The sequence below is a fragment of the Caballeronia sp. KNU42 genome, from assembly GCF_053760385.1.
In genome coordinates, this window is sequence record NZ_CM132389.1 from 641,179 (window position 1) to 665,335 (window position 24,157).

The 24,157-nt window shown below is 59.9% G+C and carries 19 protein-coding genes; 14 read left to right on the forward strand and 5 right to left on the reverse strand.

What is annotated here, in order from left to right; translation table 11 throughout:
• Positions 1-17: 17 nt before the first annotated feature.
• On the reverse strand, positions 18-1,472 hold the full coding sequence (locus ACSOSP_RS22015; RefSeq protein ID WP_455313038.1) for an MFS transporter: 1,455 nt from the start codon (positions 1,470-1,472) through the stop codon (positions 18-20).
• A gap of 411 nt (positions 1,473-1,883) precedes the next feature.
• Here ACSOSP_RS22015 and ACSOSP_RS22020 point away from each other — a divergent pair, with 411 nt between their 5' ends.
• The 5 genes from ACSOSP_RS22020 to ACSOSP_RS22040 all read left to right on the forward strand — a co-directional run bounded on the left by ACSOSP_RS22020 (position 1,884) and on the right by ACSOSP_RS22040 (position 5,794).
• Complete coding sequence (locus tag ACSOSP_RS22020; protein ID WP_455313039.1) at positions 1,884-2,411, forward strand: 2,4'-dihydroxyacetophenone dioxygenase family protein; 528 nt, start codon at positions 1,884-1,886, stop codon at positions 2,409-2,411.
• Positions 2,412-2,479: 68 nt separating this feature from the next.
• Positions 2,480-3,790, forward strand: a complete 1,311-nt coding sequence (locus ACSOSP_RS22025) for an MFS transporter (protein ID WP_455313040.1) — start codon at positions 2,480-2,482, stop codon at positions 3,788-3,790.
• A 16-nt stretch (positions 3,791-3,806) separates the two neighbouring features.
• Positions 3,807-4,535, forward strand: a complete 729-nt coding sequence (locus ACSOSP_RS22030; protein WP_455313041.1) for an SDR family NAD(P)-dependent oxidoreductase — start codon at positions 3,807-3,809, stop codon at positions 4,533-4,535.
• Positions 4,536-4,594: 59 nt separating this feature from the next.
• Entirely contained in the window at positions 4,595-5,422 is an 828-nt protein-coding gene (locus tag ACSOSP_RS22035) for an IclR family transcriptional regulator (RefSeq protein WP_455313042.1), read from the forward strand.
• Between the two features lie 66 nt (positions 5,423-5,488).
• Positions 5,489-5,794 (forward strand): NIPSNAP family protein, encoded by a 306-nt coding sequence (locus ACSOSP_RS22040; protein ID WP_455313043.1) that lies wholly within the window; start codon positions 5,489-5,491, stop codon positions 5,792-5,794.
• A gap of 144 nt (positions 5,795-5,938) precedes the next feature.
• On the opposite strand, the gene ACSOSP_RS22045 is transcribed toward ACSOSP_RS22040, so the two are convergent.
• Positions 5,939-7,075, reverse strand: coding sequence for a porin (locus ACSOSP_RS22045; RefSeq protein ID WP_455313044.1), 1,137 nt, complete (start codon positions 7,073-7,075; stop codon positions 5,939-5,941).
• A gap of 1,207 nt (positions 7,076-8,282) precedes the next feature.
• Between ACSOSP_RS22045 and ACSOSP_RS22050 the strand changes: the two genes are divergently transcribed.
• The 6 genes from ACSOSP_RS22050 to ACSOSP_RS22075 all read left to right on the forward strand — a co-directional run bounded on the left by ACSOSP_RS22050 (position 8,283) and on the right by ACSOSP_RS22075 (position 18,048).
• Positions 8,283-8,741 (forward strand): hypothetical protein, encoded by a 459-nt coding sequence (locus tag ACSOSP_RS22050; RefSeq protein WP_455313045.1) that lies wholly within the window; start codon positions 8,283-8,285, stop codon positions 8,739-8,741.
• A gap of 132 nt (positions 8,742-8,873) precedes the next feature.
• Positions 8,874-11,198 carry an outer membrane protein assembly factor BamA gene (bamA, locus tag ACSOSP_RS22055; protein ID WP_455313046.1) on the forward strand — a complete coding sequence of 775 codons (2,325 nt, stop codon included), beginning with the start codon at positions 8,874-8,876 and terminating at the stop codon, positions 11,196-11,198.
• Positions 11,199-11,273: 75 nt separating this feature from the next.
• Complete coding sequence (locus tag ACSOSP_RS22060) at positions 11,274-13,547, forward strand: LPS-assembly protein LptD (RefSeq protein ID WP_455313047.1); 2,274 nt, start codon at positions 11,274-11,276, stop codon at positions 13,545-13,547.
• Between the two features lie 99 nt (positions 13,548-13,646).
• Positions 13,647-14,354 (forward strand): ABC transporter ATP-binding protein, encoded by a 708-nt coding sequence (locus ACSOSP_RS22065; RefSeq protein WP_455313048.1) that lies wholly within the window; start codon positions 13,647-13,649, stop codon positions 14,352-14,354.
• Positions 14,351-16,921, forward strand: coding sequence for an FtsX-like permease family protein (locus ACSOSP_RS22070; RefSeq protein WP_455313049.1), 2,571 nt, complete (start codon positions 14,351-14,353; stop codon positions 16,919-16,921). The genes ACSOSP_RS22065 and ACSOSP_RS22070 overlap by 4 nt, the downstream gene beginning before the upstream one ends.
• Before the next feature lie 47 nt (positions 16,922-16,968).
• Positions 16,969-18,048 carry a lipocalin-like domain-containing protein gene (locus tag ACSOSP_RS22075; RefSeq protein WP_455313631.1) on the forward strand — a complete coding sequence of 360 codons (1,080 nt, stop codon included), beginning with the start codon at positions 16,969-16,971 and terminating at the stop codon, positions 18,046-18,048.
• 161 nt (positions 18,049-18,209) lie between these two features.
• Here ACSOSP_RS22075 and ACSOSP_RS22080 read toward each other — a convergent pair whose 3' ends face one another.
• Positions 18,210-18,620, reverse strand: coding sequence for a DUF3597 domain-containing protein (locus ACSOSP_RS22080; protein ID WP_455313050.1), 411 nt, complete (start codon positions 18,618-18,620; stop codon positions 18,210-18,212).
• A 342-nt stretch (positions 18,621-18,962) separates the two neighbouring features.
• Here ACSOSP_RS22080 and ACSOSP_RS22085 point away from each other — a divergent pair, with 342 nt between their 5' ends.
• The 3 genes from ACSOSP_RS22085 (at position 18,963) to maiA (ending at position 21,842) form a co-directional block, all read left to right on the forward strand.
• Positions 18,963-20,432: an MATE family efflux transporter gene (locus tag ACSOSP_RS22085; RefSeq protein ID WP_455313051.1), complete on the forward strand. Its 1,470-nt coding sequence runs from the start codon at positions 18,963-18,965 to the stop codon at positions 20,430-20,432.
• Positions 20,433-20,708: 276 nt separating this feature from the next.
• Positions 20,709-20,984: a hypothetical protein gene (locus ACSOSP_RS22090; protein ID WP_455313052.1), complete on the forward strand. Its 276-nt coding sequence runs from the start codon at positions 20,709-20,711 to the stop codon at positions 20,982-20,984.
• A gap of 195 nt (positions 20,985-21,179) precedes the next feature.
• Complete coding sequence (maiA, locus tag ACSOSP_RS22095) at positions 21,180-21,842, forward strand: maleylacetoacetate isomerase (protein ID WP_455313053.1); 663 nt, start codon at positions 21,180-21,182, stop codon at positions 21,840-21,842.
• Positions 21,843-21,890: 48 nt separating this feature from the next.
• Here the strand turns inward: maiA and ACSOSP_RS22100 are convergent, their stop codons facing one another.
• The gene (locus ACSOSP_RS22100; RefSeq protein WP_455313054.1) at positions 21,891-22,985 is read right to left on the reverse strand and encodes a threonine aldolase family protein; all 1,095 of its coding nucleotides are present in this window, start codon (positions 22,983-22,985) and stop codon (positions 21,891-21,893) included.
• Between the two features lie 93 nt (positions 22,986-23,078).
• Positions 23,079-23,945, reverse strand: a complete 867-nt coding sequence (locus tag ACSOSP_RS22105; RefSeq protein WP_455313055.1) for an AraC family transcriptional regulator — start codon at positions 23,943-23,945, stop codon at positions 23,079-23,081.
• Between the last annotated feature and the right edge of the window lie 212 nt (positions 23,946-24,157).

Sequence of the window (24,157 nt, forward strand, 5' to 3'; positions counted from 1 at the left end):
ACGAACCCATTCACGTTCTAATTGCTTCTCTGAGACACATTCTGCCTCATCGATCCACCGCCTACACTCTGCCCGGCGTCGCGAGCAACCTTGAAGTAGCCCCAAACGGAGAGCAGCGTCAGCAAGCCGGCGAACAGGAATGCAAGCCGGAAATCGTCGAGGCTGAAATGCATGCCTTGCACACTGGCGGTCTCTCCGTTAAGTAGCGCGGCGGCCCGCAAGGCCACGGCGCCGAATGCAATGCCCAGTCCAATGGTCATCTGTGCAGCCGCACTCCACAACGTGCTCGCGGCGCTCATTTGCGGGGCGCCCACGTCGGCATATGCGAGGGTTGCCAGCAAGGAAAACTGCATGGACCGCGCCACGCCATAGACGAATACAACGATCAGCACACAAGCAAGCGGCGACAAAGGCGTAAGGAGGCCGCATATGATCGTAAAGATGCCCGCTGTCGCCACGGCGACAATCGAGACATACCTGAAGCCGAAACGCCGCAGAATTCGCGTGGTCAGCGCTTTCATGCCGAGGTTGCCAAGCGCACTGGCAAGCAGCAACAGTCCCGACTTGAAAGCGGAAAGACCAAAGCCGATCTGGAACAGCAACGGCATTAAATACGGCACGGCGCCAATGCCGATACGCGTCAGCGAACCAGTGAGAACGGTCACCGAATAAGTCGGAATCTTCAGCGTCGAAAAATCGATCAGCGGATGTGGATGACCCGCTGCGTAGCGAACCGCGACGAAGCCAATCAGAAGGCCGGCCAGGACCACACTCCCTGCAATCCATGGATTGCTGTCGGGCTGGCTGGCAAGTTCCGCACCGTAAAGAATGGCGGTCAGTGCTGTGCCGCTAAGCACGAGGCCCACCATATCGAGCGGCTTGCGCTCGGCGCCGCGCAAGTTCGGAACAAGCATGGCGACCGCTACCAGCGCACAGATTCCGAACGGAACGTTCAAGAGGAAAATCCAGCGCCATGACGCATACGTGGTGATGAAACCGCCAACGGGCGGCCCGACCACCGGTGCGGCAATAGCCGGCCAGGTGATGGTGGAGATAGCCTGCATGAGACGGCTTTTCTCCGTGCTTCGGACTACGATCAGCCGCCCTACCGGCACCATCATCGCGCCGCCGGCGCCTTGCAGCAAACGCGCCGCGGTGAACTCGGCAACCGAGTTCGACAAGCCGCATAACACCGAAGCAATCACGAACACGACGATCGCGCTAAAGAACACCGTCCGGGAACCGAATCGATCCGCGACCCAACCGCTTACCGGAATGAAGATCGCCAGCGCCAGCATGTAGGCCGTCATCCCGATGCTTAGCGCGTTCGGGCCGACACCAAACGAACGGGCCATCTGCGGCAACGCTGTCGCGATGACAGTCGTATCCAGGTACTCCATGAAGAACGTTCCCGCGACTATGTAAGGCAGCCAGCGAACGGCAGAGGATATTGGCGACGAACTGCTGCTCATGAAGAAGTCCAGGTTGAGCGGCGACGTTGCTTTGAGCAACGCGCGATAGTTGAGAGTGACGTTATTGCAGCTTCATGGATCCAGCAACTACGCATGGCCTTGCCCAAGCGCCTGCCGCATTTGCTTCGTGCCAGATATGCGGTTGGATGCGTCCTAAGTCGCCCCGCATTATCGCGTAACACTTAGCGCTATGTCATGGGCCATGCGCCGCGATCCGCTAGCCGGCATCAAGCCGAATCCAGCCTTTCAATGCCGAAAGCTTACCCGCGAAAGCTTTTTGCAAAGTCATCCGCATTAGCAAATTCATGACGCGCCGCACGATCACCGCGCCTTGACAGGGACGGTCCGCATGAAGAATAGTGTGTCCATAAAACGATAAATATATCCACAATATGGACAAGGAGCTAGCTCATGGCAGGTGCTAATCCCGCGGCGGACGCAATGACGCCGTATCAGCTTCCATTCCCAAAGGAAGCGGCTAAGGAGATCGTGGTTGAATCGGCGATTCCCAAAGACGAGCGCCTTTGGGTCCCTCAAGCCGAGAACGTCTGGTTCCGTCCCCTGTGCCTGAATGTCTCGACCGGGTACTGGATGAATCTGCTGCGCGTGCGCAAATCCGGCGTGCTGAGCCGGCACCGGCATCCGCAAGCGGTCCACGGCATGGTCCTCAAGGGACGCTGGCGTTATCTGGAACATGATTGGGAAGCCACCGAGGGCAGCTATGTTTTCGAGCCGCCGGGCGAAACCCACACGCTCTATGTGCCTGAAGACGTGGAGGAAATGATCACCTACTTCCAGGTCAACGGCGTGATGTTCTATTGCGATCCCTACGGCAATTACACCGGTTACGAAGACGTCTTCACCAAGGTCGACATGTGCCGCAAGCACTTTTCATCGGTAGGCCTGGGAGAAGATTTCGTCGACCAGTTCATCCGTTAAGGCGTAGCGACACCTGACATCCGAAGCACCTTCCACGCAGACTCTCAACGAGCACCGGAGGAGACACCATGTTGCAGAAATCACCGCGCCTCAAGCGCATTCAGGTGGTTGCGATCACGTTCCTGACACTGGCCGGGATCGTGAATTATCTCGACCGGAGCACGCTTTCCATCGCGAATCATTCGGTTAGCCAGGAACTTGGGCTGTCCGCATCGCAGATGGGCTTGCTCCTGTCGGCCTTCTCATTCGCTTATGCGTTTTCGCAGTTACCCATTGGCATTCTGCTCGATCGTTTCGGCGCGCGCGTGATGCTCGGCCTGGGCATGTTCTTGTGGTCAGCCGCGCAATTGTGCGGTGGCCTGGTGACGAGCCTGTCGCAATTCCTGGTCGCGCGGGTCGCGCTGGGTCTCGGTGAAGCGCCGAATTTTCCCGCCGGTGCAAAGGTGGTCAGCGAATGGTTCGGCGTGCACGAACGCGGCCGGCCCACTGGCATCTTCATCACGTCATCCACTATTGGACCCGCTCTTGCTCCGCCTGTGCTTACCGTGCTCCTGCTGGCCTTCGGCTGGCGCACGATGTTCATCGTCATGGGCGTGCTTGGCATTGCGGTGTCGATTGGCTGGTACCTCGTCTATCGAGATCGCCGCAACATCGCCCTCGAATCTCAAGAGGTCGCGTTCCTGACAGCAGGAGAACCGGAGCAGCGCGCCGAACGCCGCATGACCATGCATGAATGGCGCGGGTTGTTCCGCAAATCGACCACCTGGGGCATGATCTTCGGCAACATGGGCGTGATCTACATGGTGTGGCTTTATCTCACCTGGCTGCCTGCGTACCTCGAGCATGAACGCCACCTGAGCATCGCGCATACGGGCTGGCTGGTGTCGATTCCGTATCTCTTCGGCACGCTTGGCATGCTGTCCAGCGGATTCGTAGCCGATGGCCTGATGGCGCGCGGCATGGCGCCTATCAGAAGCCGCAAGTGGCCGATCTGCGTCGGTTTGCTGGGCGCCGCGCTTTTCACGGTACCGGCGGCGTTCACCCCGAACCTGACGCTTGCGATGATCTATCTTTCTGCCGCCATGTATTTCGTGAACATGGCGAGCGGCGCGTGCTGGGCACTGGCGACCGTCGCAGCGCCCCGTCACATGGTGGCTTCCTTGGGCAGCATTCAAAACTTCGGCGGGTATTTCGGCGGTTCTTTTGCCCCATTCATCACGGGCATCGTCGTCGATAAAACGCATTCTTTCGTCAACGCGTTCCTGATCAGCGCGGCCATCGCATTCGCTGCGGCGCTGGTTTATATATTCGTAGTACGGACGAAAATAGAGGATAGCGAGACCGTCGTTTCAACTGTTCCCCTATCCGACTTTCATTGACTTTCATTGACCGGCCATGACTTTCCAGACTGATCTTTTCAAAGGCAAAACCGCCGTCGTGACCGGCGGCACGCAAGGCATTGGCGCCGGCATCGCTCAATGCTTCGCCGCGCTCGGCGCGCGTGTCCTCGCGGCGGGCATCGCACCGACCGAAGCTCAACGCGAGGCGCTTGGCTCCGCCATCGAAGTCGTCGAACTAGACGTCAGCAATGACGCGAGCGTAGCGTCGCTCATCGCGCGGGCCGACTCTATTGATATGCTCGTCAATTGCGCGGGCATGATCCGGCGCGGTGACGAACTGGCCATCGACATATTCGAGCGCGTGATCGCGGTCAATCTCAGCGGGACAATGCGTGTCTGTGCTGCGGCACGCGAGCGATTGAAGGCTAGCGAGGGATCGATTGTCAACACGGCGTCGATGCTGAGCTTTTTCGGTGGCGGCCTTGTACCCGCTTACAGCGCCAGCAAGGGCGGCGTAGTGCAATTGACCAAGTCGCTGGCCATTGCCTATGCCGCCGACAACATTCGCGTCAATGCGGTCGCGCCCGGCTGGATTGCTACGCCGCTTACCCAGGCGCTACAGGATAGCGACGATCGTTCGCAAGCAATCCTTGATCGCACGCCAATGAAGCGATGGGGCCAGCCCAACGACGTCGCGCAAGTGGTGGCGTTCCTTTGTTCGCCGGCAGCGGCTTTCATGACGGGGGCGGTAGTCCCTGTCGATGGGGGATATCTGGTTGTGTAGAGCGCATTACTATAAGCTCCCGCGCCTTGATCACTGCATTTCAACACCACCGGGACACCATGCCAAAACCACTTAAGCGCGCAATCGACCGCTCTAAAGGGCAGTCCCTGACAAACGATGCCAAGCCGACCGGCACCGCCGCGTTCTCCAAGTTCCTGGTGGTGCTTCAGTGCATCGCCGACGCACCGGCGCCCCCCGGCATCGCCCAACTGACGGCCGCGTCCAACTATCCAAGACCAACGGTTTACCGCATCGTCGGCGCCTTGATCGCTGAAGGCCTGGTGGTCGAGACACTACGCGGCGGCAGTTATTCGCCGGGCCCTCGCTTGTTATCCCTGGCAAGCCGGAGCTGGGAACGCTCCGACCTGCGTGTGGCCGCCAGCGAAGCGTTGCAGACCTTGCGCGACCTGACCCGGGAAACCGTTCACCTGGCCGTGCGCAGCGGCTCTGAGATGGTCTACATCGAGAAGCTCGAAAGTCCGCACGCCGTGCGCATGGCATCGCGAATAGGCACACGTGTCACGCTGTATTCAAGTTCCGTCGGCAAAGCCTATCTGTCGTCGCTCAAGCGCCCGGACCGCGACGCGCTGCTTGCCGCCCTGCACTTCGAGCGCTTTACGCCGAATACGATCATTGAACGCACCGCACTCAATGCTGAGCTCGATGCGACCCAGGCTCGCGGTTATGCGGAAGATCGCGAAGAAAACGAGGAGCAGATTTTTTGCTACGGCAGCGCGATCCTGGGAGCCAATGGCGAGCCAATCGCATGCATCAGTATCAGCATTCCCCTCTACAGGAAAAGCTCGACGCCGCTGGAAACCTACATCGCGCCGTTGAAGGACGCTTGCCGCGCGATCGCCGAAGGGGTCGGCCCTGGATCACGCTAGGGAAAAGATTCGTGTCGACAGACGCGATATTATTCGATCGAACCTCTCTCCCTGAACGGACACACCATGATCACCTGCTACCTTCGCTATATTATCGATCCGTCGAAACTCAAGGAATTTGAAGCCTACGGAAAGCTGTGGATTCCCTTGGTCGAGAAATTCGGCGGCCAGCATCATGGCTATTTCTTGCCGTCGGAAGGCGCGAACAATGTTGCACTGGCGCTGTTCTCGTTTCCGAGCCTGTCAACGTATGAGGGCTACCGCCAGCAATCGCAGCTTGACCCGGAATGCCAGGCAGCATTCAAATATGCGGAAGAAACGCGGTGTATCGTCAGCTACGAGCGCAGCTTCTTTCGTCCGGTCTTCAGTTAACCGTGGACTGAAATTGAAAAAGCCGGGAGGACGTCCCCGGCTTATCAAAGCTTGCGGCCAAGCGTACCGCGCTAAGTCGCGGCCTTCCGGCTCATCATGCCATTGGGCGCGTGCGTTCGGTTGGCAGTCGACTTAGAAATCGACTTAAAAGCGGGTACGCAAGCCAATGGTCGCCGCAACCTGACTATTCGTCGACGAGGCAGTCAACCCGTTGATGTCGGCGGTCAGGCCTGAATCACCCGTACCGTTCACGTGCTGATACACGCCTTGCAGATAGACGTCCGTGCGCTTGGACAGCGCGTACGCCGTCTGCAGGGTGACCTGATTGTATTTCGGGCTTACCCCGTCCAGGCTTGCATTGGTGAACGTGTAGGCGCCCGACAGCGTCCACGCCGGCGTAAAGTTGTAGCGGCCATTCACTTCATAGTTGGTGAAGCGTGCGCTGCCGCTTGCCAGGGTAATGCCGCTTGTCGTACCCGAAGCCGATGCACCAATGCCCGTCAGGCTGTTCAACTGGGTCTGCGAGAACACGAATCCGACATTTGCTGCGCCGAACGCGTAGTTGACGCCTCCGCCATAGGTGCGTTGACGTCCCGCTGCGAACGTCGCATCGGCGGTTACCGCGCCCGACGAATTCAACGTTGAGCCCGCGCTGTTGAGCTGCATGTAGCTGGCTGCGGCGGTCAAAGGACCATAGTTATATGACGCGCCAATGCTGTAGGCACGGTTGTCGGAGAATCCGCCGGCATCGTTCGAGAATCCATACAGGCCGCCGAACTTGAAACCGCCGTAGTTGACGCTCTGGTACTTGACCGAGTTGTTGACGCGAAACGAGTTGTCGAGGTTGTCGTTGTCGAACGGGTGAGCAGCCTGTGTGCCGCCGAACTGCGTGCCCGTCAACGCGAGTGGTCCGACGTAGTCGACCATCGAGTCGTACTGACGGCCGAGAGTGATGGCGCCTGCCCGGTCACTCGACAAGCCGACGAACGCCTGACGTCCGAACTCCAGGCCGTTCTGGCCTAGCTTGCCGCTGTCGATATTAAAACCATTTTCCAACGTGAAGATGGCCTTGAGACCACCGCCCAGGTCTTCGGAGCCACGCAGGCCCCAACGGCTGCCGTTGACCTGGCCGCTGGTTGCCTGGACGTTCTTGGCTCCGCCCTGGTTGTTTGTGTAAGTGATGCCCGCGTCGATCAGGCCATAGAGGGTCACGCTGTTCTGAGCGTGTGCCGCTCCGGCGAAGGTGCCGAAGACACCGAGAGCAAGAAGGGATTTCTTCATTTCAAATTCTCCGAAAATGCGATTGAGCAACGCTGTCTGCTTGGCCCATTGCCAGGGTTTGCAAACACCGCGATCTCGTCAGTTAGACGTGCATCGCTGCGCGTACTGATCGACGTCGCCGTGCGTCGATCAGACGGGCACCATTAAACAGCAGTGCTTTGTGCGGGCTGTTGGAAGCGGACCACAGGCATCGTTACCAAGCGTTGCATGAGGCCGAAACGGTAACGCAATGGTTTGCGTCCAACAGGGGCGCCGGAGTGGCTGCTGTGGACCGGTCAAGCGTTCTGTGGAAAGGCGTGTGCGGGTCTCACCATGCAACGGCCGGTGAGACGCAGGGCACGGTCAATAGGCCGGCGCGTACTCTACGGTCATGAAGTGGAATATTCTGGAACAATTTGGTGACGCATAAAAAGCGGCCAGGCGGCGCTTCATGCAAGGGGAGAAAACGGCATCGCTGCGTGCAACAGCATAGTCGTTCAATAATTAAACCAACATGAAACATAAGCAGGGGATCGTCCTGAGGAGGTTGGGCCCATCGCCTGGGTGGCTGAGTTAAGTTGAGCCAAGCCGCTCTGATTCCTCACCAAGCATTTCACTGTATATCCGTGCACGCACTCTGTATCTGTCATGGGCGCCTCTCTTAAGCTCTTTTCTCTTGTGAGAAAGAGCCGCTTGGGAATCCGGCAAACTTGACCAGAGGCTTTTGCCACAAGGCTGAACGGCCAGCCGACCCATCGCGCCCTTCCATGCATTCCCGCCGATCAACCAATGCACCCCCTATTTCCGGTGAGAAATGCGGTAATGAAGCCGTAACGCACTTCGTCATATAGCGAGCTACTTTAGTGACTCGTCTAGCGACTTTGCACGCGAGGGTAGCAACCATGATGAAGCACATTCTTTCCGCACAAGTTCTTGCAGCGGTTCTGCGAGCCAGTTCAACGCCGTTGCTTTCGGAAATGCTCGTTGCCATGTCAGCGAACCGGGAACGCGCCGCTTTCTTTCGTGATGGCGCCACCAGCGCTGCCTCCTTGCGGCGAAGCAGCGCCCGCTAACACCGGAGAATCTCGAACGTTCGCTCGAAGACAAGGAACCGAGGTTCCTGCTTGTTCTCGAATTCGTCCGTAATCAAACAGCAAGGTAGCCAGCTCGTCACAGGGTTGCTGCCTGTCCCTTCAATACCTTGCACAATAAATAAGGATTACAAAATATGCCATTGGTGAAAGAAAAGATCGATCTCAAGCCCGATCCGGTCCGGGCTGGAGGGACTGAAAGGAACGACCTGCCGGAGTCCGTGCGGGTTGCTTCCATCGAGCGCATTGAGCTGGAACCCGATGGCCAACATATGGTGGTGCATAGCGACCGGTCGACCCTGGCGTTCCATTACTCGGTATTTCGCGAACTGCTCGCTGTACTGCCAGCCGCGATCATGCAATCCGAGCGAAAGCTGCAGCGAACGCCCCACGTCAACTTTGCGATGGGCTGCGAAGGATGGGAGCTCGGCGCAATCGACAACGGCAAAAGCCTGGTCCTTACATTTCGTCTGCAAGGCGGCGCCGACGTTTCCTTTTGTCTTCCCCGGGAGCAGATCCCTCCGATGGTCGACGCGCTTATATCGGCCGCGCGACTGGTTCAGATTCCGGCCCATGCAAGCGGTCCCCTGCAATAACCGGCCAGCGCAGCGCAGTTCCTGAGCGGCCGGAACACGCAAGTCCTGGCCAGGCACGGCACCGATCACGTCCGATACGACGCGGATACCAGGGCAATACATTCGGGCCGATATGCTCGTCAATCACATCAAATGAAATTCAACTTCCGAACTCTACGCACGTTACGCACCGCTCACTCAGCCGTCGCCATCGCATTGAACGTGTTCCTGGCTCCTTCCGTTTATGCGGCGGCCAGCACCTTTGTCATCAAGGACATACAGATCGACGGCCTGAAGCGTATCGAGCCCAGCTCGGTCTTCGCCTATGTCCCGCTCAAGCGAGGCGACGTCTTCTCGGACGACAAGGCATCGGAAACCATTCGTGCCCTCTATGCAACCGGCTTCTTCGACGACGTCCAGGTCGAGACGCGAGGTAACGTGGTCGTCGTGAAAGTACAGGAACGCGCGGCCGTCTCGTCAATCGACTTTGCCGGTATTCACGAGTTCGACAAGGACAATCTCACCAAAGCGCTGCATGCAGTCGGCCTGTCGCAAGGCAGCACTTACGACAAAGCGCTTGTCAGTAAAGCCGAACAGGAACTGAAACGCCAATACCTGACGCGCGGTTATTACGCCGCCGAGGTGACCACCACGGTCACGCCGATCGACCGCAACCGGGTATCCATTCTGTTCTCGGTAGCGGAAGGTCCCAGCGCGAAAATTCGCCAGATCAACTTCATGGGCAATCAGATTGCCAGCTCGTCGACGCTGCTCGACGAAATGCAGTTGTCGACCCCTAACTGGTTCTCCTGGTACACGAAGAACGACCTTTACGGGAAGGACAAGCTGACGGGGGATCTGGAAAAGGTGCGCGCCTATTACCTGGACCGCGGATATCTGGAGTTCAACATCGACTCCACGCAAGTATCGATCTCACCTGACAAGAAGGACATGTACCTGACCATCACTATTCACGAAGGCGAGCCGTACACCATTTCGAGTATCCGGCTTGGCGGCAACCTGCTCGATCGCAACGCCGAACTGCAAAAGCTGATGTCGATCCGCGCGGGCGAGCGTTTCTCGGCCGCGAAATTACAGGCCACCACGCAGGCACTGGTCGACAAGCTCGGGGAGTATGGCTACGCGTTCGCGCAGGTCAATGCCCAGCCGGAGATCGACCAGGTCCATCATACGGTCGCATTGACGTTGCAGGTCGATCCAGGACGCCGCGTGTACGTGCGCCGCGTGAACATTGAAGGCAACACCCGCACGCGCGACGAAGTGATACGTCGCGAAATGCGCCAGATCGAAAGCTCATGGTTCGACAGCAGCCGCCTGAAGCTCTCGAAGGAGCGGATTGATCGGCTGGGCTACTTTACGAACACCGACGTCACCACGGTTCCGGTTCCGGGCACGACCGACGAGGTCGACGTGAACGTGAAGGTGGAAGAGAAACCCACGGGAGCGATCACGTTAGGCGCCGGCTATGACTCAAGCGATAAAGTCGTGCTGTCCGCCGGAGTGTCGCAGGACAACGTGTTCGGCTCGGGGACCACGCTGGCTGTCAACGTGAATACAGCACAGACATACCGGACCTTGTCGGTGACGCAAACCGATCCCTACTTTACGATCGATGGCATCAAGCGCATTACCGACATGTACTACAGGACCACGTATCCGCTTTACAACTTCAGCGACACGAGCTTTCGGATTACATCGATTGGTGCGGACATGAAGTTCGGCATACCGTTTTCCGAATCGGACGTGGTTTATTTTGGCGCCGGTTTCGAGCAGGACCGGTTCAACACGGACTCGTCGACGCCGCAAAGCTACCTGGACTACGTAGCCGAGTTCGGTCGCGTGGTGAATAACGTTCCGGTGACGGTGGGCTGGTCGCACGACGCACGCGACAGCGCGCTGATACCCAGCAAAGGCTATTTCCTCCAGGCCAACGGCGAGGTGGGAACACCAGCGGGAAATACCCAGTACTACAAATCAGATGTTCAGGCTCAATACTATTACACGCCCGCGCGAGGTTTCATTCTCGGCCTGAATTTCCAGGCGGGCTATGGGCACGGCATCAACGGCGACGCCTACCCGATCTTCAAGAACTACTATGGCGGCGGTATCGGCTCGGTGCGGGGCTACGAGTCCGGTTCGCTCGGACCACGCGACGCCACGACCAACGATCCGATCGGCGGGTCGAAGATGATTGTCGGCAATATCGAAATGACCTTCCCGCTGCCGGGTACGGGGTACGACCGGACCCTGCGCGTGTTTACCTTTTTGGACGCCGGCAACGTCTGGGGCAACGAGGGCGACAGCGTGGGCGCCAACGGCCTGCGCTATAGCTATGGCGCCGGACTTGAGTGGATCTCCCCGATCGGGCCGCTCAAGCTGGACGTCGGTTTCCCGATCGTGCGGCACGCTGGAGACCAATACCAGAAGTTCCAGTTCCAGATTGGCACGTCGTTCTAACCCGTGCGGTCAGCAGAAACACCCATCGGGGTCACGCCACGCATGCGTCACGTCGCCGTCGCGGCGGCGATCGTCATGTCCCTCGCACCTTCGCCGGCACGCGCGCAACTCAGCGGCGCCGCGGCGCAAGCGGAACCGATCGACCCGCCCTGGGGTCTTCGATTCGCGCCTGAGGTGACGGAACATCCAGTGCCGGCAAACACGTCCCCGGCTGCATTCGGCATCGGCGATTCAGCGGACGGCGACGAGGACCGCGACGTGTCGCTCAAGGGCCATGGGGAGCTTCGCCGCGACGCTACCATTGTCAGAGGCGACGCCGTGCACTACGACATCGACCGTGATGTGGCCGATGCGTACGGCCATGTTCGCGTAGTCGACAACTACGACGTCTTTGTCGGCCCCGAAGCGCATCTGCAGGTCGAGGCCAACGAGGGCACCATGACGACGCCGACCTATCACTTCAATCTGACGGGCGGTTCGGGGAGCGCCGACAGCATTGACCTGATCGACAACGAACGTTCGGTCGTGCATCACGGCACCTACACCGCGTGCCAGTGCGAAACCGACCCTGCCTGGTACCTCAAGGCGACAAGTTTCGACATGGACCAGGGGTCGAACGAAGGCATTGCCCACAATGGCGTGCTGTTCTTTCAGGGCGTGCCGATCTTCGCGAGTCCGTGGTTGTCGTTCCCGTTGTCCAGCGCTCGTCAGAGCGGCTTTCTTCCGCCAACTTTCTCGCTGAGTTCGACGAATGGATTCGACCTCACCGTCCCGTACTATTTCAACATCGCGCCTAACTACGACCTGACGGTGACGCCGCGCTACATGTCCAAACGCGGCGCGATGCTGACAACGAACTACCGCTATTTGTCGCCGACGTATTCGGGCTCGGTGACTATTTCCTATCTGCCCGACGACGCCCTGACCAAGACCAACCGCTATTCGATCAATATCCAGCACAACCAGAACTTTGGCGGCGGCCTTGCTGCGTATGTCAACTATTCGCAAGTGTCGGACGTCAACGTCACGACGGACCTGAATTCGAATACCGCATCGCTGGTCAACGGGCAGGACATCTTCCAGCAGGAGGCGGGTGTGACTTACAACAACGGGCCGTGGTCGGTGCTGGCGCGAGTGCAGCGCTGGCAATCGTTCAGCACGTCACCGCCTTACAATCGTGCCCCGGAACTGGACGTCAAATACAATCAGTACAACATGGGCGGATTTGATTTCGGCGCCGAAGCCGACGTCACGCGCTTCACCATCTCCACGGCCGACTCCACGGAGGGCAGCCGCTTCACGTTCAATCCGTACGTCAGCTACCCGCTGTCCGGTCCGGGATGGTTCATCACGCCAAAGGTTCAGTGGCACTACGTGGCCTACGACTTGTCTTCGATCGGCAGCAGCGCGCCAACGGGACAACCGAAGAGCTTTTCGTTCAATGTGCCCACACTCAGCCTGGACTCGGGGCTCGTATTCGAACGCAGCATTCGCCTGTTCGGGACGGACTATATCCAGACGCTGGAACCACGGCTTTATTACGTCTACACGCCTTACCGGAACCAGACTTTCGCACCGATCTTCGACACAGGCGAGGAGGACTTTGGACTAGCCCAGATCTTTACCGACAACACCTTCGTTGGCGGCGACCGGGTTGCTGACTTGAACCGTGTCACGGCCGCCTTGACGACCCGGTTCATCAATCAGGCGACGGGTGATGAGCGGGCTCGCTTCGTGGTGGCCCAACAATACTATTTCACCAATCCGCAAGTGACGCTGGATTCGGGGGCGTCGGTGACCGATGTTCGCGGCAGCGATGTCATTGTCGGGGCATCGCTTAAGATAGGCCCGGGTCTTACGACCGAGCAAGCGGTCCAGTACGACGAGCAGCGCGACCAGTTGGACCGGGGTACCTCCGGCTTCACGTGGAAACCGGGAGACCGGGAAGTAGTCAGTCTTGCTTATCGGTATACCAGAGCCGATGAAGACCTGGATAACGAAGCGGAAAACCAGATCGTGGCGTCCGGTCAATGGCCGCTGAGCCGCAGGCTCTATGCTGTAGGACAGGCCAATTTCGACATGGTCGCGCATCACTTGGTGGCGGGATTGCTCGGCATTCAGTACGACGCTGATTGCTGGGCGCTCAGCTTCGCGGTGCAAAAATATACGAATGTGTCCACCACCACGACTGCGGCCAGCAGCGCGACGCGTGTCCTGTTGCAGCTCCAGCTTAAAGGGCTCACGAAGATCGACAACGGGCTGTCCGAGCAATTTAAAGCGAGCATTCCGGGCTATACGCCGTTGCCTTCGCCGCCCGAACCCGAGTCGCGGTTCTCGGACTACGAATGACAACGGGCCGTGGCGCCGGTGCGTTGCACGCATACGGCGCTTCTCTGTCACAGTGGAGGTCTGCAAGCCAGTCCACTACTCACTGACGACCCGATCTTCATGACTCTTCGCAACAATGGCGTTCCGCCGGCACTCGAATGCCGCGGTTTGAGCAAGGCGTACGGCGCAGGCCGCGTGTTACTGGCAAGCCTCGACTTCTCGCTTGATCCCGGGGAGTTCGTGGCGATCATGGGCGATTCGGGCGTCGGCAAGTCGACGCTCCTGAACCTGATCGCGGGCCTCGATCATGCCGACAGCGGCGAAGTGCTGATCGACGGTACCGTAATTTCGAGTCTCGACGATAACGCCGCCACTCGCCTTCGGCGGCAAAAGCTCGGCTTCGTCTTCCAGGCATTTCACGTCCTGCCGCATCTCACGCTGGTTCAAAACGTCGCGCTTCCGCTATTGCTCAACGACACGCCACCGGCCCGCGCGCTCGACCTGCTGGAAGCCGTCGGCCTGGGTGGCCGTGGCGACGATTTCCCACGGCAGCTATCGGGCGGGGAGTTGCAGCGTGTAGCGATCGCTCGCGCGCTTGTGCATCGGCCCACGCTGATCCTGGCTGACGAACCAACCGGCAACCTGGATCCCGAGACCGCGCACGAGGTGCTCTCGTTGTTTCGTGCGGAGATCAAGGCGAATGGCGCCGCAGCAATCATGGTCACGCACTCCATGGCGGCAGCGGCCAGCGCGGACCGGATACTTATCCTGAGCGAGCATGGCTTGCATGCAGGGGAACCGACGCGGTCAGCTGGTGAACGCCAGTGAGCGGGCTCGCGACAGAACCCTCGCGGCAGATTGCAGGCGGCCAGCTACTCGCGCGCTGGCTGCTCGGCGCGGAATGGCGCAGTCATCCGGCTCGGGCGATCGTGGCCATGGTCACCATTGCGCTTGGCGTGGCGCTCGGATATGCCGTGCAGCTCATCAACAGTGCCGCATACAACGAATTTTCCGCAGCCGCCAAGAGTCTCTCCGGCGAGGCCGACCTGCAGGTCCGCGGTGCACAGCCCACCTTCGATGAACACTGGTACCCGCGTCTCGCAACAACACCGGGCGTAGCACTTGCCAGTCCCGTGCTGGATCTGGACGTGACCGTGCCCGGGCAGAGCGCTGCGTTGAAGGTGCTTGGCATCGACGTCTTCAGGGCGAGCCGCATCACGCCGGAACTGATCGGCGTGCCGTCAGCTCAGCGTCCGCTCGATACGCTCTCCGACGACGCCATCTTCCTCTCACCCGCTGCCCAACAGTGGCTTCACGCGGCTCCCGGCGAGCACGTTTCGCTGCTTAGCGGTACGTCCATTGTCCGTCTTCGAGTGGCCGGCGGCCTGGTCAGGACGCGGCCGGGACAACGCGTCGCGGTGATGGATATCGCCGCTGCGCAGTGGCGTCTCGGATTTGAAGGAAAACTCTCGCGCGTCGATTTGCAACTGCAACGCGGCGTCGATCGGGAACGCTTTAAACACGAGTTGCAAGAGCGGTTCGGCAATCAACTGATCGTCGCCGAAACGCGCGACGATGAAAGCCGTACCGACCGTCTCTCGCGCGCTTATCGCATCAACATGAACGTGCTCGCGCTGGTGGCGCTTTTCACCGGCGCTTTCCTGGTGTTTTCGACGCAAGCGCTAGCGGTCGTGCGACGCCGCGCACAGTTCGCGATGCTGCGAGTATTGGGCTATACGCGCGGCCAGCTTTTGCGTCAGATCCTGATGGAAGGGGCGCTCCTCGGTGTAGCCGGTTCCATGCTCGGCCTCGCACTGGGCTACGCGCTGTCGAGCATCGCGCTGCGTTTCTTCGGCAGCGATCTCGGCGGCGGCTACTTCCCAGGCGTGCAGCCTCATGTCGGTTTCGAACCTGTTGCAAGCGCCATATTTCTTGCATTGGGTATCGGCGTGTCCGTGCTCGGCAGTCTCGTCCCGGCGCTCGAAGCGGCGCGCGCACGACCGGCTGCGGCGCTTAAAGCGGGCAGCGAAGAAGGCGCACTGGCGCGGCTGTCGTCGCCCTGGCCGGCAGTGATTTGTCTCGCGGTCGCGGGAATACTGGCGCTCCTGCCGCCCTTATTCGATGTCCCCATCCTCGGCTATCTGGCCGTTGCGCTGCTTCTGGTTGGCGGTATCGCGTTGATGCCGCGATGCACGGCGATTGTGTTCACCCGGCTGAGCCGATGGCATGCCAAACGCCGTACGCGCGCCGTCACGACGCTGGCGCTTGCCCGCCTCGCGAATGCACCCGGGCAGGCATCGATCGCCATGGGCGGCGTTCTGTCGAGTTTTGCGCTGATTGTCGCGATGGCGATCATGGTCGCGAGTTTCCGTGTATCCGTCGATGAATGGGTGACCCGCCTCCTGTCGGCGGACCTGTACGTTCGAGTCGCGGCCAACGGCAACACCGCGAGCCTGAGCCCCGGCCAGCAAATGGCAATCGCCGCAACGCCCGGCATCACGCATGCCGCGTTCAACCGCACATCGCGTCTGACGCTGGACCCTGCCCGTCCCGCGGTGACGCTGCTCGCGCGTGACATCGATGCAACCGATCCTGGCGTCGCCATGCAGATGACCGGCCCTGTGCTTCCACCGTCCGCCCTGCGCGACGGCGAGACGCCGATATGGGTCTCGGAAGCGATGGTCGACTTGTATCGATACAGGCTGGGGCAAAGGCTCAAGTTGGCGATCGGCACACAGGGCGGGACGTTTGTCGTAGCCGGCGTGTGGCGCGATTACGCACGGCAAACGGGGGCGGTCCAGTTGCGGCTGGCGGACTACCGTCGCCTCACAGGCGACACAGGCGCCACCGATGCCGCCATCACCGTGGACCGAAGCGCAAGCGTGGAAGGCGTCATAGCGCGCTTGCGCAAACTGCCCTTCGGCGCCGCGTTGGAGTTCGCCGAACCCGGCGACATCCGCGCGCGGACGCTGACCATTTTCGACCGGAGCTTCGCGGTGACCTACCTGCTGGAAGCGGTGGCCATTGTGATCGGGCTGTTCGGCGTGGCGGCGACGTTCTCGGCCCAGACGCTCGCTCGCGAGCGCGAGTTCGGCATGTTGCGGCACGTTGGCGTGACGCGTCATCAGGTGCTCGCGATCCTCGCGGCGGAGGCGGGCATGCTGACTGCGCTTGGTATTGCGGTGGGATCGATCCTTGGGTGGGCGATCAGCCTTATCCTCGTATTTGTAGTTAACCCACAGTCGTTCCACTGGAGCATGTCGATGCATATCCCATGGCATGTGCTGAGCACGGTGGCATTTGTCATGCTGATATCGTCGTGTGCAACAGCGGTGATTGCGGGACGCAAAGCGGTCTCTGTCGATGCCGTGCGCGCGGTCAAGGAGGACTGGTGATGATGCGTGGTCTTCCAAGCTCCCTGAATCAGGCGTGGCGATGGGTCATGATGGCGTGCGTTTGCTGCCTGCTCACCACACCCTCCATGGCGGTGGAGTTCGCCACGGTCACGCCGGATCATCCGCTGGTTTTTCCGCAAGACACAAGCGCACATCCGGCCTTTCGCACCGAGTGGTGGTACGCAACGGGATGGCTTAATCAACCGGATGGCAAGCCGCTCGGTTTCCAGATCACGTTCTTTCGCTCGGCGACCGGACACGATCCCGCGGACCCGGGTGCGTTCGCGCCGTCGCAGTTGATCATCGCTCATGCGGCGCTTGGCGATCCTTCATTGGGACGACTTGTGCACGATCAGAAGATCGCGCGCCAGGGCTTCGGTCTCGCTTATGCAAAGACAGATCACACCGACGTCAAGCTCGACGCCTGGCATCTCGTGCGTGCCGCCGATGGTCATTACATCGTCACAGTAAACGCCGCCGATTTCACGCTGAACCTGTCGCTTACGCCGACTCAGCCACCGCTGCTGCAGGGCGACAACGGTTACTCGAGAAAAGGTCCGCTCGCCACGCAAGCGAGCTATTACTACAGCGAGCCGCAACTACATGTAAGCGGCGAGGTCACGCGCGCTTCCAGCGCGAACGGCAAGGACGGCCTGAGCGCGGCCGTCACCGGCTCGGCGTGGCTGGATCACGAATGGTCAAGCACGGTGCTTAGCAGCGATGCCACGGGATGGGACTGGCTCGGCGCCAATTTGTCGGATGGATCGGCGCTGATGGCTTTCAAGGTGCGAGGACGAAACGGCGGGTCCGTCTGGTCACACGCAGCGCTTCGCGATGCAAGCGGGCATGTGAGCGCATTCGATGGGGATCAGGTCAACTTCACGCCGCGGAGGACCTGGCGCTCGCCGCGCACCGGCACGTCTTATCCGGTATCGGAGACGGTCAGGACCGGCGCGCTTACGTGGCAACTCGATCCATTGATGGACGATCAGGAGCTCGATTCCAGCCAGTCGACTGGCGCGGTGTATTGGGAGGGAGCGGTTTTGGTGAGTCATGACGGTAAAACGCTAGGTCACGCTTTTCTGGAACTGACGGGATACGGGAAGGCGTTGAAGCTTGAGCGATAACACGCCTCTTTCATAGCGCGATATCGTTCAAAACAATATGACAGGGGCATGACGCCGCCCAGTTTTAATAGTTGCAAAATCATGCTGGCACGCCTGCCGTCCTGTCATACGTATGTGAACGCCAACGCGCGCCAGCCGTCGCCGCAAGGGCGACGCGAAGCTTAGCCCTTCAAGCTGTCCGGCACCTTCCCGCCATTGGCCGCGAGCTGTTCCATCACGGCTTTGTGCAGCCAGATGTTCATCGATGCGGAATCGTTGGTGTCCCCCGAGAAGTGCAGTTCGCCGGCCAGTTCCTTGCGAGCGCCGAGGCTGCTGTCGAGGCCGAGCAATTTCATCAGGTCGACAATCGATGTCCTCCAGTTCAATTGCTCCGACGTATTCGCCTGCATGTCGGTCAAGACCGCTTCGACATCCACCGGTTCAGCGGCTGCGGCCGGTGCGGCAGCGGCGTCAGGTGCTGCGCTTGGGTCTGCTGCGGGGGGCGCGGCCGGATCGGCAACCGGTGCGGGCGCTGTAATAGCAGGATGGCTTGAAGGGAAGATCTTGCTCAGGATCGTGCCAAAAATGCTCATGATGTTTATCCCTTGGTCGACGTAGTCAACAACGTTGTGAAGCAGCGCGTTCGCTGCTTCATGGAGCCGCCGCGCAAGACACGTTCCCGAAACATTCAATGCCATGTCGCGAGTCCGGCCACGGCGGCCAGGAACATTGTAGGCGATCGATCGCCTTAAAAATGCCCTGACATGGAGAAGCCGCAACGCATGCAGGATACTGTTCCCACAACACGCGTATAACACTGCATTTGTTTCTCCTAAACGAATGCCACTGGACGATCATCCTTGCAGCCGCGGAAACGAAGATCATTCATGCGATGATTTGTCCACCAGTCCGCCTTCCACCACCCATGTCCGACTATGACAACAAAACATCACCATGACTCCGCTCGCTTCGTACACGGCTCGACCTTGCGCCACGTCGTGGTCATGGCAGGAACCGGGGCGATTGGATTGATGGCCATTTTCGCAGTCGATCTGGCGAATCTCTTCTATGTATCGCTGCTCGGCGACACGTCGGTTGCCGCGGCGGTCGGATTCGCCGGGACCGTCAACTTCTTTCACACCGCCATTTCCATCGGCATGACCATAGGCGTGAGCGCAACGGTTGCGCGGCTTCTTGGTGCGGGCCAGCGAACCAAAGCGAGGCAGGTGGCATCGGCGAGTCTCGTGCTGATGATCCTCATCACGGTCATGTTGAGCGCGGCCACGCTGCTCTTGCTCGACCCAATTCTCAGCGCGCTCGGCGCAGCCGGCGAAACGCGCGTGCTCACCCGCGGCTTCCTGCTGATCACCGCGCCTACGTATGTGTTCCTCGCTATCGGCATGTGTACGGCTGCGCTGATGCGTTCTGTCGGCGATGCCCGGCGGGCAATGACCGTCACGCTGACCGCAGCGCTTGTAACAGCGGTCCTCGATCCGATCCTCATCTTTGGGTTTCATCTCGGGCTGACGGGTGCGGCCATATCGAACGATATTGCACGGGTCGCGCTCGCGCTTGTCGGCCTCTATGGAGCGACCCGGGTGAACGATCTCATTGCGCGTGTCCGCGTTGAACGCTTGTGGTCCAACAGCCAGCCGGTCATGAAAGTGGCACTGCCCGCCGTGCTGACCAACCTCGCCACTCCCGTTGCCAGCGCATACGTCACCCATGCAATGGCGCGTTTCGGTGCTGCCGCCGTGGCGGGGCAAGCCACCATCGACCGCATCACGCCCGTGGCCTTCGCGGTGATCTATGCGCTGACTGGCGCGGTTGGTCCGATCATCGCGCAGAATCTTGGCGCGGGACGCGCGGACCGGATTCGGGAAACTGTTCGCAACAGCCTGGTGTTCGTGTTGCTGACGGTCGCGGTTGCCTGGGTCGTGCTGGCGCTCGCCCAGGGCGGTTTGATCCGCGCGTTCTCGGCCCGCGGCGACACGGCCGTCATCATCACGGCGTTCTGTTCGTGGCTGGTGGCGAGTTATGCGTTCGTCGGCTGCCAGTTCGTGGCGAACGCGACCTTCAACAATCTCGATCGGCCGTTGTTGTCGACCCTGTTCAACTGGGGGCGCGCGACCATCGGCACGGTGCCGTTCGTTGCGGCCGGGATGCGGCATGGACCGGTGGGCGTGATGATTGGACAGGCGGCCGGTAACGCGATCTTCGGCACGATGGCCATGGTGGTCGCGTACGCCGTGGTCAAGCGCTTGCCAATGGGCGATTGCGCCGCGCTGGCGAGCAAGGGCAGTAATCAGCTTGAGCAATCATTCGTCAATGTCCCTGCTGCTGCCGCTGGGAATACGATGGCGCCGGATGTGGAGTTGAAGGAGATGCCGGTGGAGGGTGGTTAGATCTTTACACTGCCTAAGCCGCCCTGCATTGCCTCTTAGCGGTCAAGCCTGATTCAGTGGCTTTCCTTAGCAATATCACGCCCTATTTTCTTAGCGAATTCAGCAACTACCCACCGCGTCCAATTGTTCATTTTGTGCGGATTCTCTATTCCCCTCTATCGGTACAATATTTCGATAGTGCGCGCATATACTCCATTCCATCGACGCAGCGCACCAACCAGCAAGACCGCTGCGTAGCCCATGAAATGAAGTCACTGATACGCATCGGAGCACATCATGAACAAGTCCCTCATTGCATCGTTGTTAGTCGCTGTTTCCACCGCCTTAGCAGCACCCGCGTTTGCCAGCAGTGGTTATGGTCCGGCGCCGTCGTACAACCCGCAAGTCGGTGCACCCTCTTCGCAACGCGGCCAAAGCGCGCAAACCATTGCAGCGGAAAATGCGGCGACCAATGCGGGCGCAAGCGCTTACGGCGGCGTGAGGAGCACCGTCACGCAATCCGGTGATCGCGCCCAAGCTAACGACACAAGCTCGATTTCTTCACATAACTGATAAAAGCCGAAGCTTGAAACCTGCAGGAAACCGATGCCCGGCGAACTAAAGTTCGCCGGGCATCGGCGTTTGGGGATCTTCCTGACATGCACGACCATCAAGCGGTGGATACAAGGCAGAGCACTTTGATGCATAGTTGAGAGCCGACGACGTAGCCAACGTCGCCGCCACCGTCCACTACGAAGGAAGATCCTCATGTCTGAGCAAGCGCAATTCGAACTCTTCGCGTTCTGGCGCTCGTCCGCCGCATTTCGCGTGCGTGTCGCCCTTAATCTGAAGGGCCTGAGCGCGCACGAACAAAACATCGACCTCGATGCAGGCGAGCAACGCAGCGCCGATTTCCTGAAGATCAGCCCACTAGGGTCGATTCCGGCGCTGGTAGAGGAAGGGCACGAACCGCTGACGCAATCGCTGGCCATTCTTGAATTTCTCGATGAACTTCAGCCTTCGCCGCCCTTGTTGCCAAGTGATTTATATGGCCGCGCACGAGTACGCTCCATTGCCTCCATGTGCGCAGCCGACACCCACCCGCTAGTCGTGCCCCGCGTGAAAAAGTATCTTCAGACAACGGGCGGATTCGACGATGCCGCGTGGCGCGCATGGCAAATCCGCTGGCTGGTAGCGGGCCTTGCTGCAATCGAGGAGCGTCTTGCGGGCGCGCCGGAAACGGGCAAATTCTGTCACGGCGATGAACCCACCATGGCGGATATTTGCCTCGCGAGCATCGTCGCGGTGACACGCGTGTTCAAGATTGCGATCCCCGATGTGCCGACTATCGACCGGATCATGGCCGTGTGTGACCAGCATCCGGCGTTCATGAAGGCCGACCCTAAGCGGCAAGCCGGGGCGCCGACGTAAGACACCAGTGGCAGGGCGCGATGGCCAGGGACCATCGCACCTTTACCTTTAATACCCCGCGCCGCCCGTTGCCGCTTGTCCTGCCATTGCGCCGGCATTCTCCGCATACGCTTCGGCCACTGATGCAATGATGCCAATGGCTTCCTGAACCTGCGCTTTCGTGATGTTCAGATACGGAATCGCGCGCACGCCGTCGGTGCCGGAAGGCAGCACATACAGACCTTTCTCGTACAGGCGCTCGACAAACTCACCCGCGGGCAAGGACGTCACCGCGAACCGGACAATATTTGTCTCGACCGTATTTACATCGATCTCGATACCCGGCAGCGAAGCAATCCCTTGCGCCAGCAGACGGGCGTTTTCATGATCTTCGACCAGTCGCGCCCGGTTGTTTTGCAGCGCATAGAGCGCACCGGCCGCGATGATCCCTGCCTGTCTGAACCCGCCGCCAATCTGTTGCTTGAAGCGCCTTGCACGCGCTATGAATTCGCGCGATCCCGCGAGAGCCGATCCGACAGGCGCACCCAGCCCCTTGGAAAAGCAGACGCTGACCGTGTCGAAATGCCGGGCATATTCACTCTCCGCAATACCTGTCGCGGCCGTGGCATGCCAAAGCCTTGCGCCATCCAGATGCAGCTTCACGCCGCGCACGCGTCCTGCATCGCACACGGCCTTGAGTTGTTCCAGTGGCCACACCTTGCCGCCGCCAATGTTGTGCGTATTCTCGAGACACAGCAGCCGAACGGGGGCGGGAATAGTGGCGGGAAAGAACCGGTGAGGCACGCCGATAGCCGCTTCCACATCGCTTGCATTAAAGATACCGCGCACGCCGGGTAACAAGCGCGGCAGCACGCCGGCATACGCCGCAGGCGCACCGCCTTCGAGTATGTAGACATGAGCGTTCTGATCGAAAAGCACGGCGTCGCCCGGTTCGGTGTGCGCCCGGATAGCCACCTGGTTCGTCATGGTGCCGGTCACCATGTAGACCGCGTCTTCCTTCCCAAGCAGATCCGCGACCTCGCGTTCAAGTCGTTTGACTGTAGGGTCGTCGCTATAGACATCATCACCGACTGGTGCTGTCGCCATCGCGTGACGCATGGCTTCGGTCGGTTGACTACAGGTGTCGCTGCGCAAGTCGATCATGGTTTTCTCCATTCAATGAACCAATGGAACCAAGTCTGACCGACAGCAGAGCGAGCGCCTTGAAGAAAATTGCGGTTCTTTCCAACGAATTTTCTAACGAATCGCCGTGCTGGGCGGGACGCCATAAAAGCGCCTGAATTCGCGGCTCAAATGCGATTGATCGCTGTAACCCACCTCCATGGCGACCATCCTCGGCGCATGACCTTTCAGCAGCAAGCGGCGTGCTTCATGCATACGACGTTGCACAAGATACGCATGAGGCGGCACGCCGACCGCCTTCTTGAATTCGCGCAACAAGTGAAAGGGACTCATGCCCGCCGCGCCGGCGATATCGTCAAGTGACGGGTTCGCCGCCACGCTTGCATCGATAAACTCCCTTGCACGTCGCACCGCGCCCGGCTCCGCGCACGGCAGTTGAGCACGCGGCACGCCTTGACCATGCCGCGTCATGAGCTGGCGCAAGGCGTGGATCAGGCGCGATGCTTTCTCGAGTTTCGAGGCGTCAGAAGACTCGGAGCACACGTGTGCGGCATACAGTGCCTGCAAGGTGTCAGGGTCGTCTATGACCGACTCCGCGAAGAACGGCAGGTCTTGCACGCTAGCGGGCTCAGAGCCTGCCAGGGCCATCGCGAGGCCCTCGGGCGGAACGTAGATCATCCGATAGTCCCAGCCGGTCTCGGTCGCGCCCCTGCCCTCGTGCAGTTGCCCGGGATTGATCACGCAGATCGTGCCCATCGGCATGATCAGCCGCTCCTTGCGGCCACGCGTATAAGCCTGCGCACCACGTTCGATAAAACCAATCGCGTATTCGTCGTGTGCGTGAGGCGGGAATTGATGCGTCCGATAAGCCGCACGGAGTAATTCGGCATTCGCCAGCGCCGGCTCGCGCCAGATCCTCGCCCGGTTCGCGGGCGGGTTCGGGGTGTCTAGCGTGGATGAAAAAGCAGTAGGCGAAGACATGGTCGATTGAAGCGCCAGACGGGTCACGGGTGCGGAGTATCAGACCTCGCACGCGCTGCGCTTACGCGCGAGCATTCAATCTAGCAGAAAAGATTCAGCGTCACACGAAAGTGTTCGAGGTACTTGTGTCACTTCTCCTGCGCATCGATCTCCTGCCGCTTCTCGATCCGCTCGGTCGGCCCAACCACGGATATACCGTACGGATCCCTGCC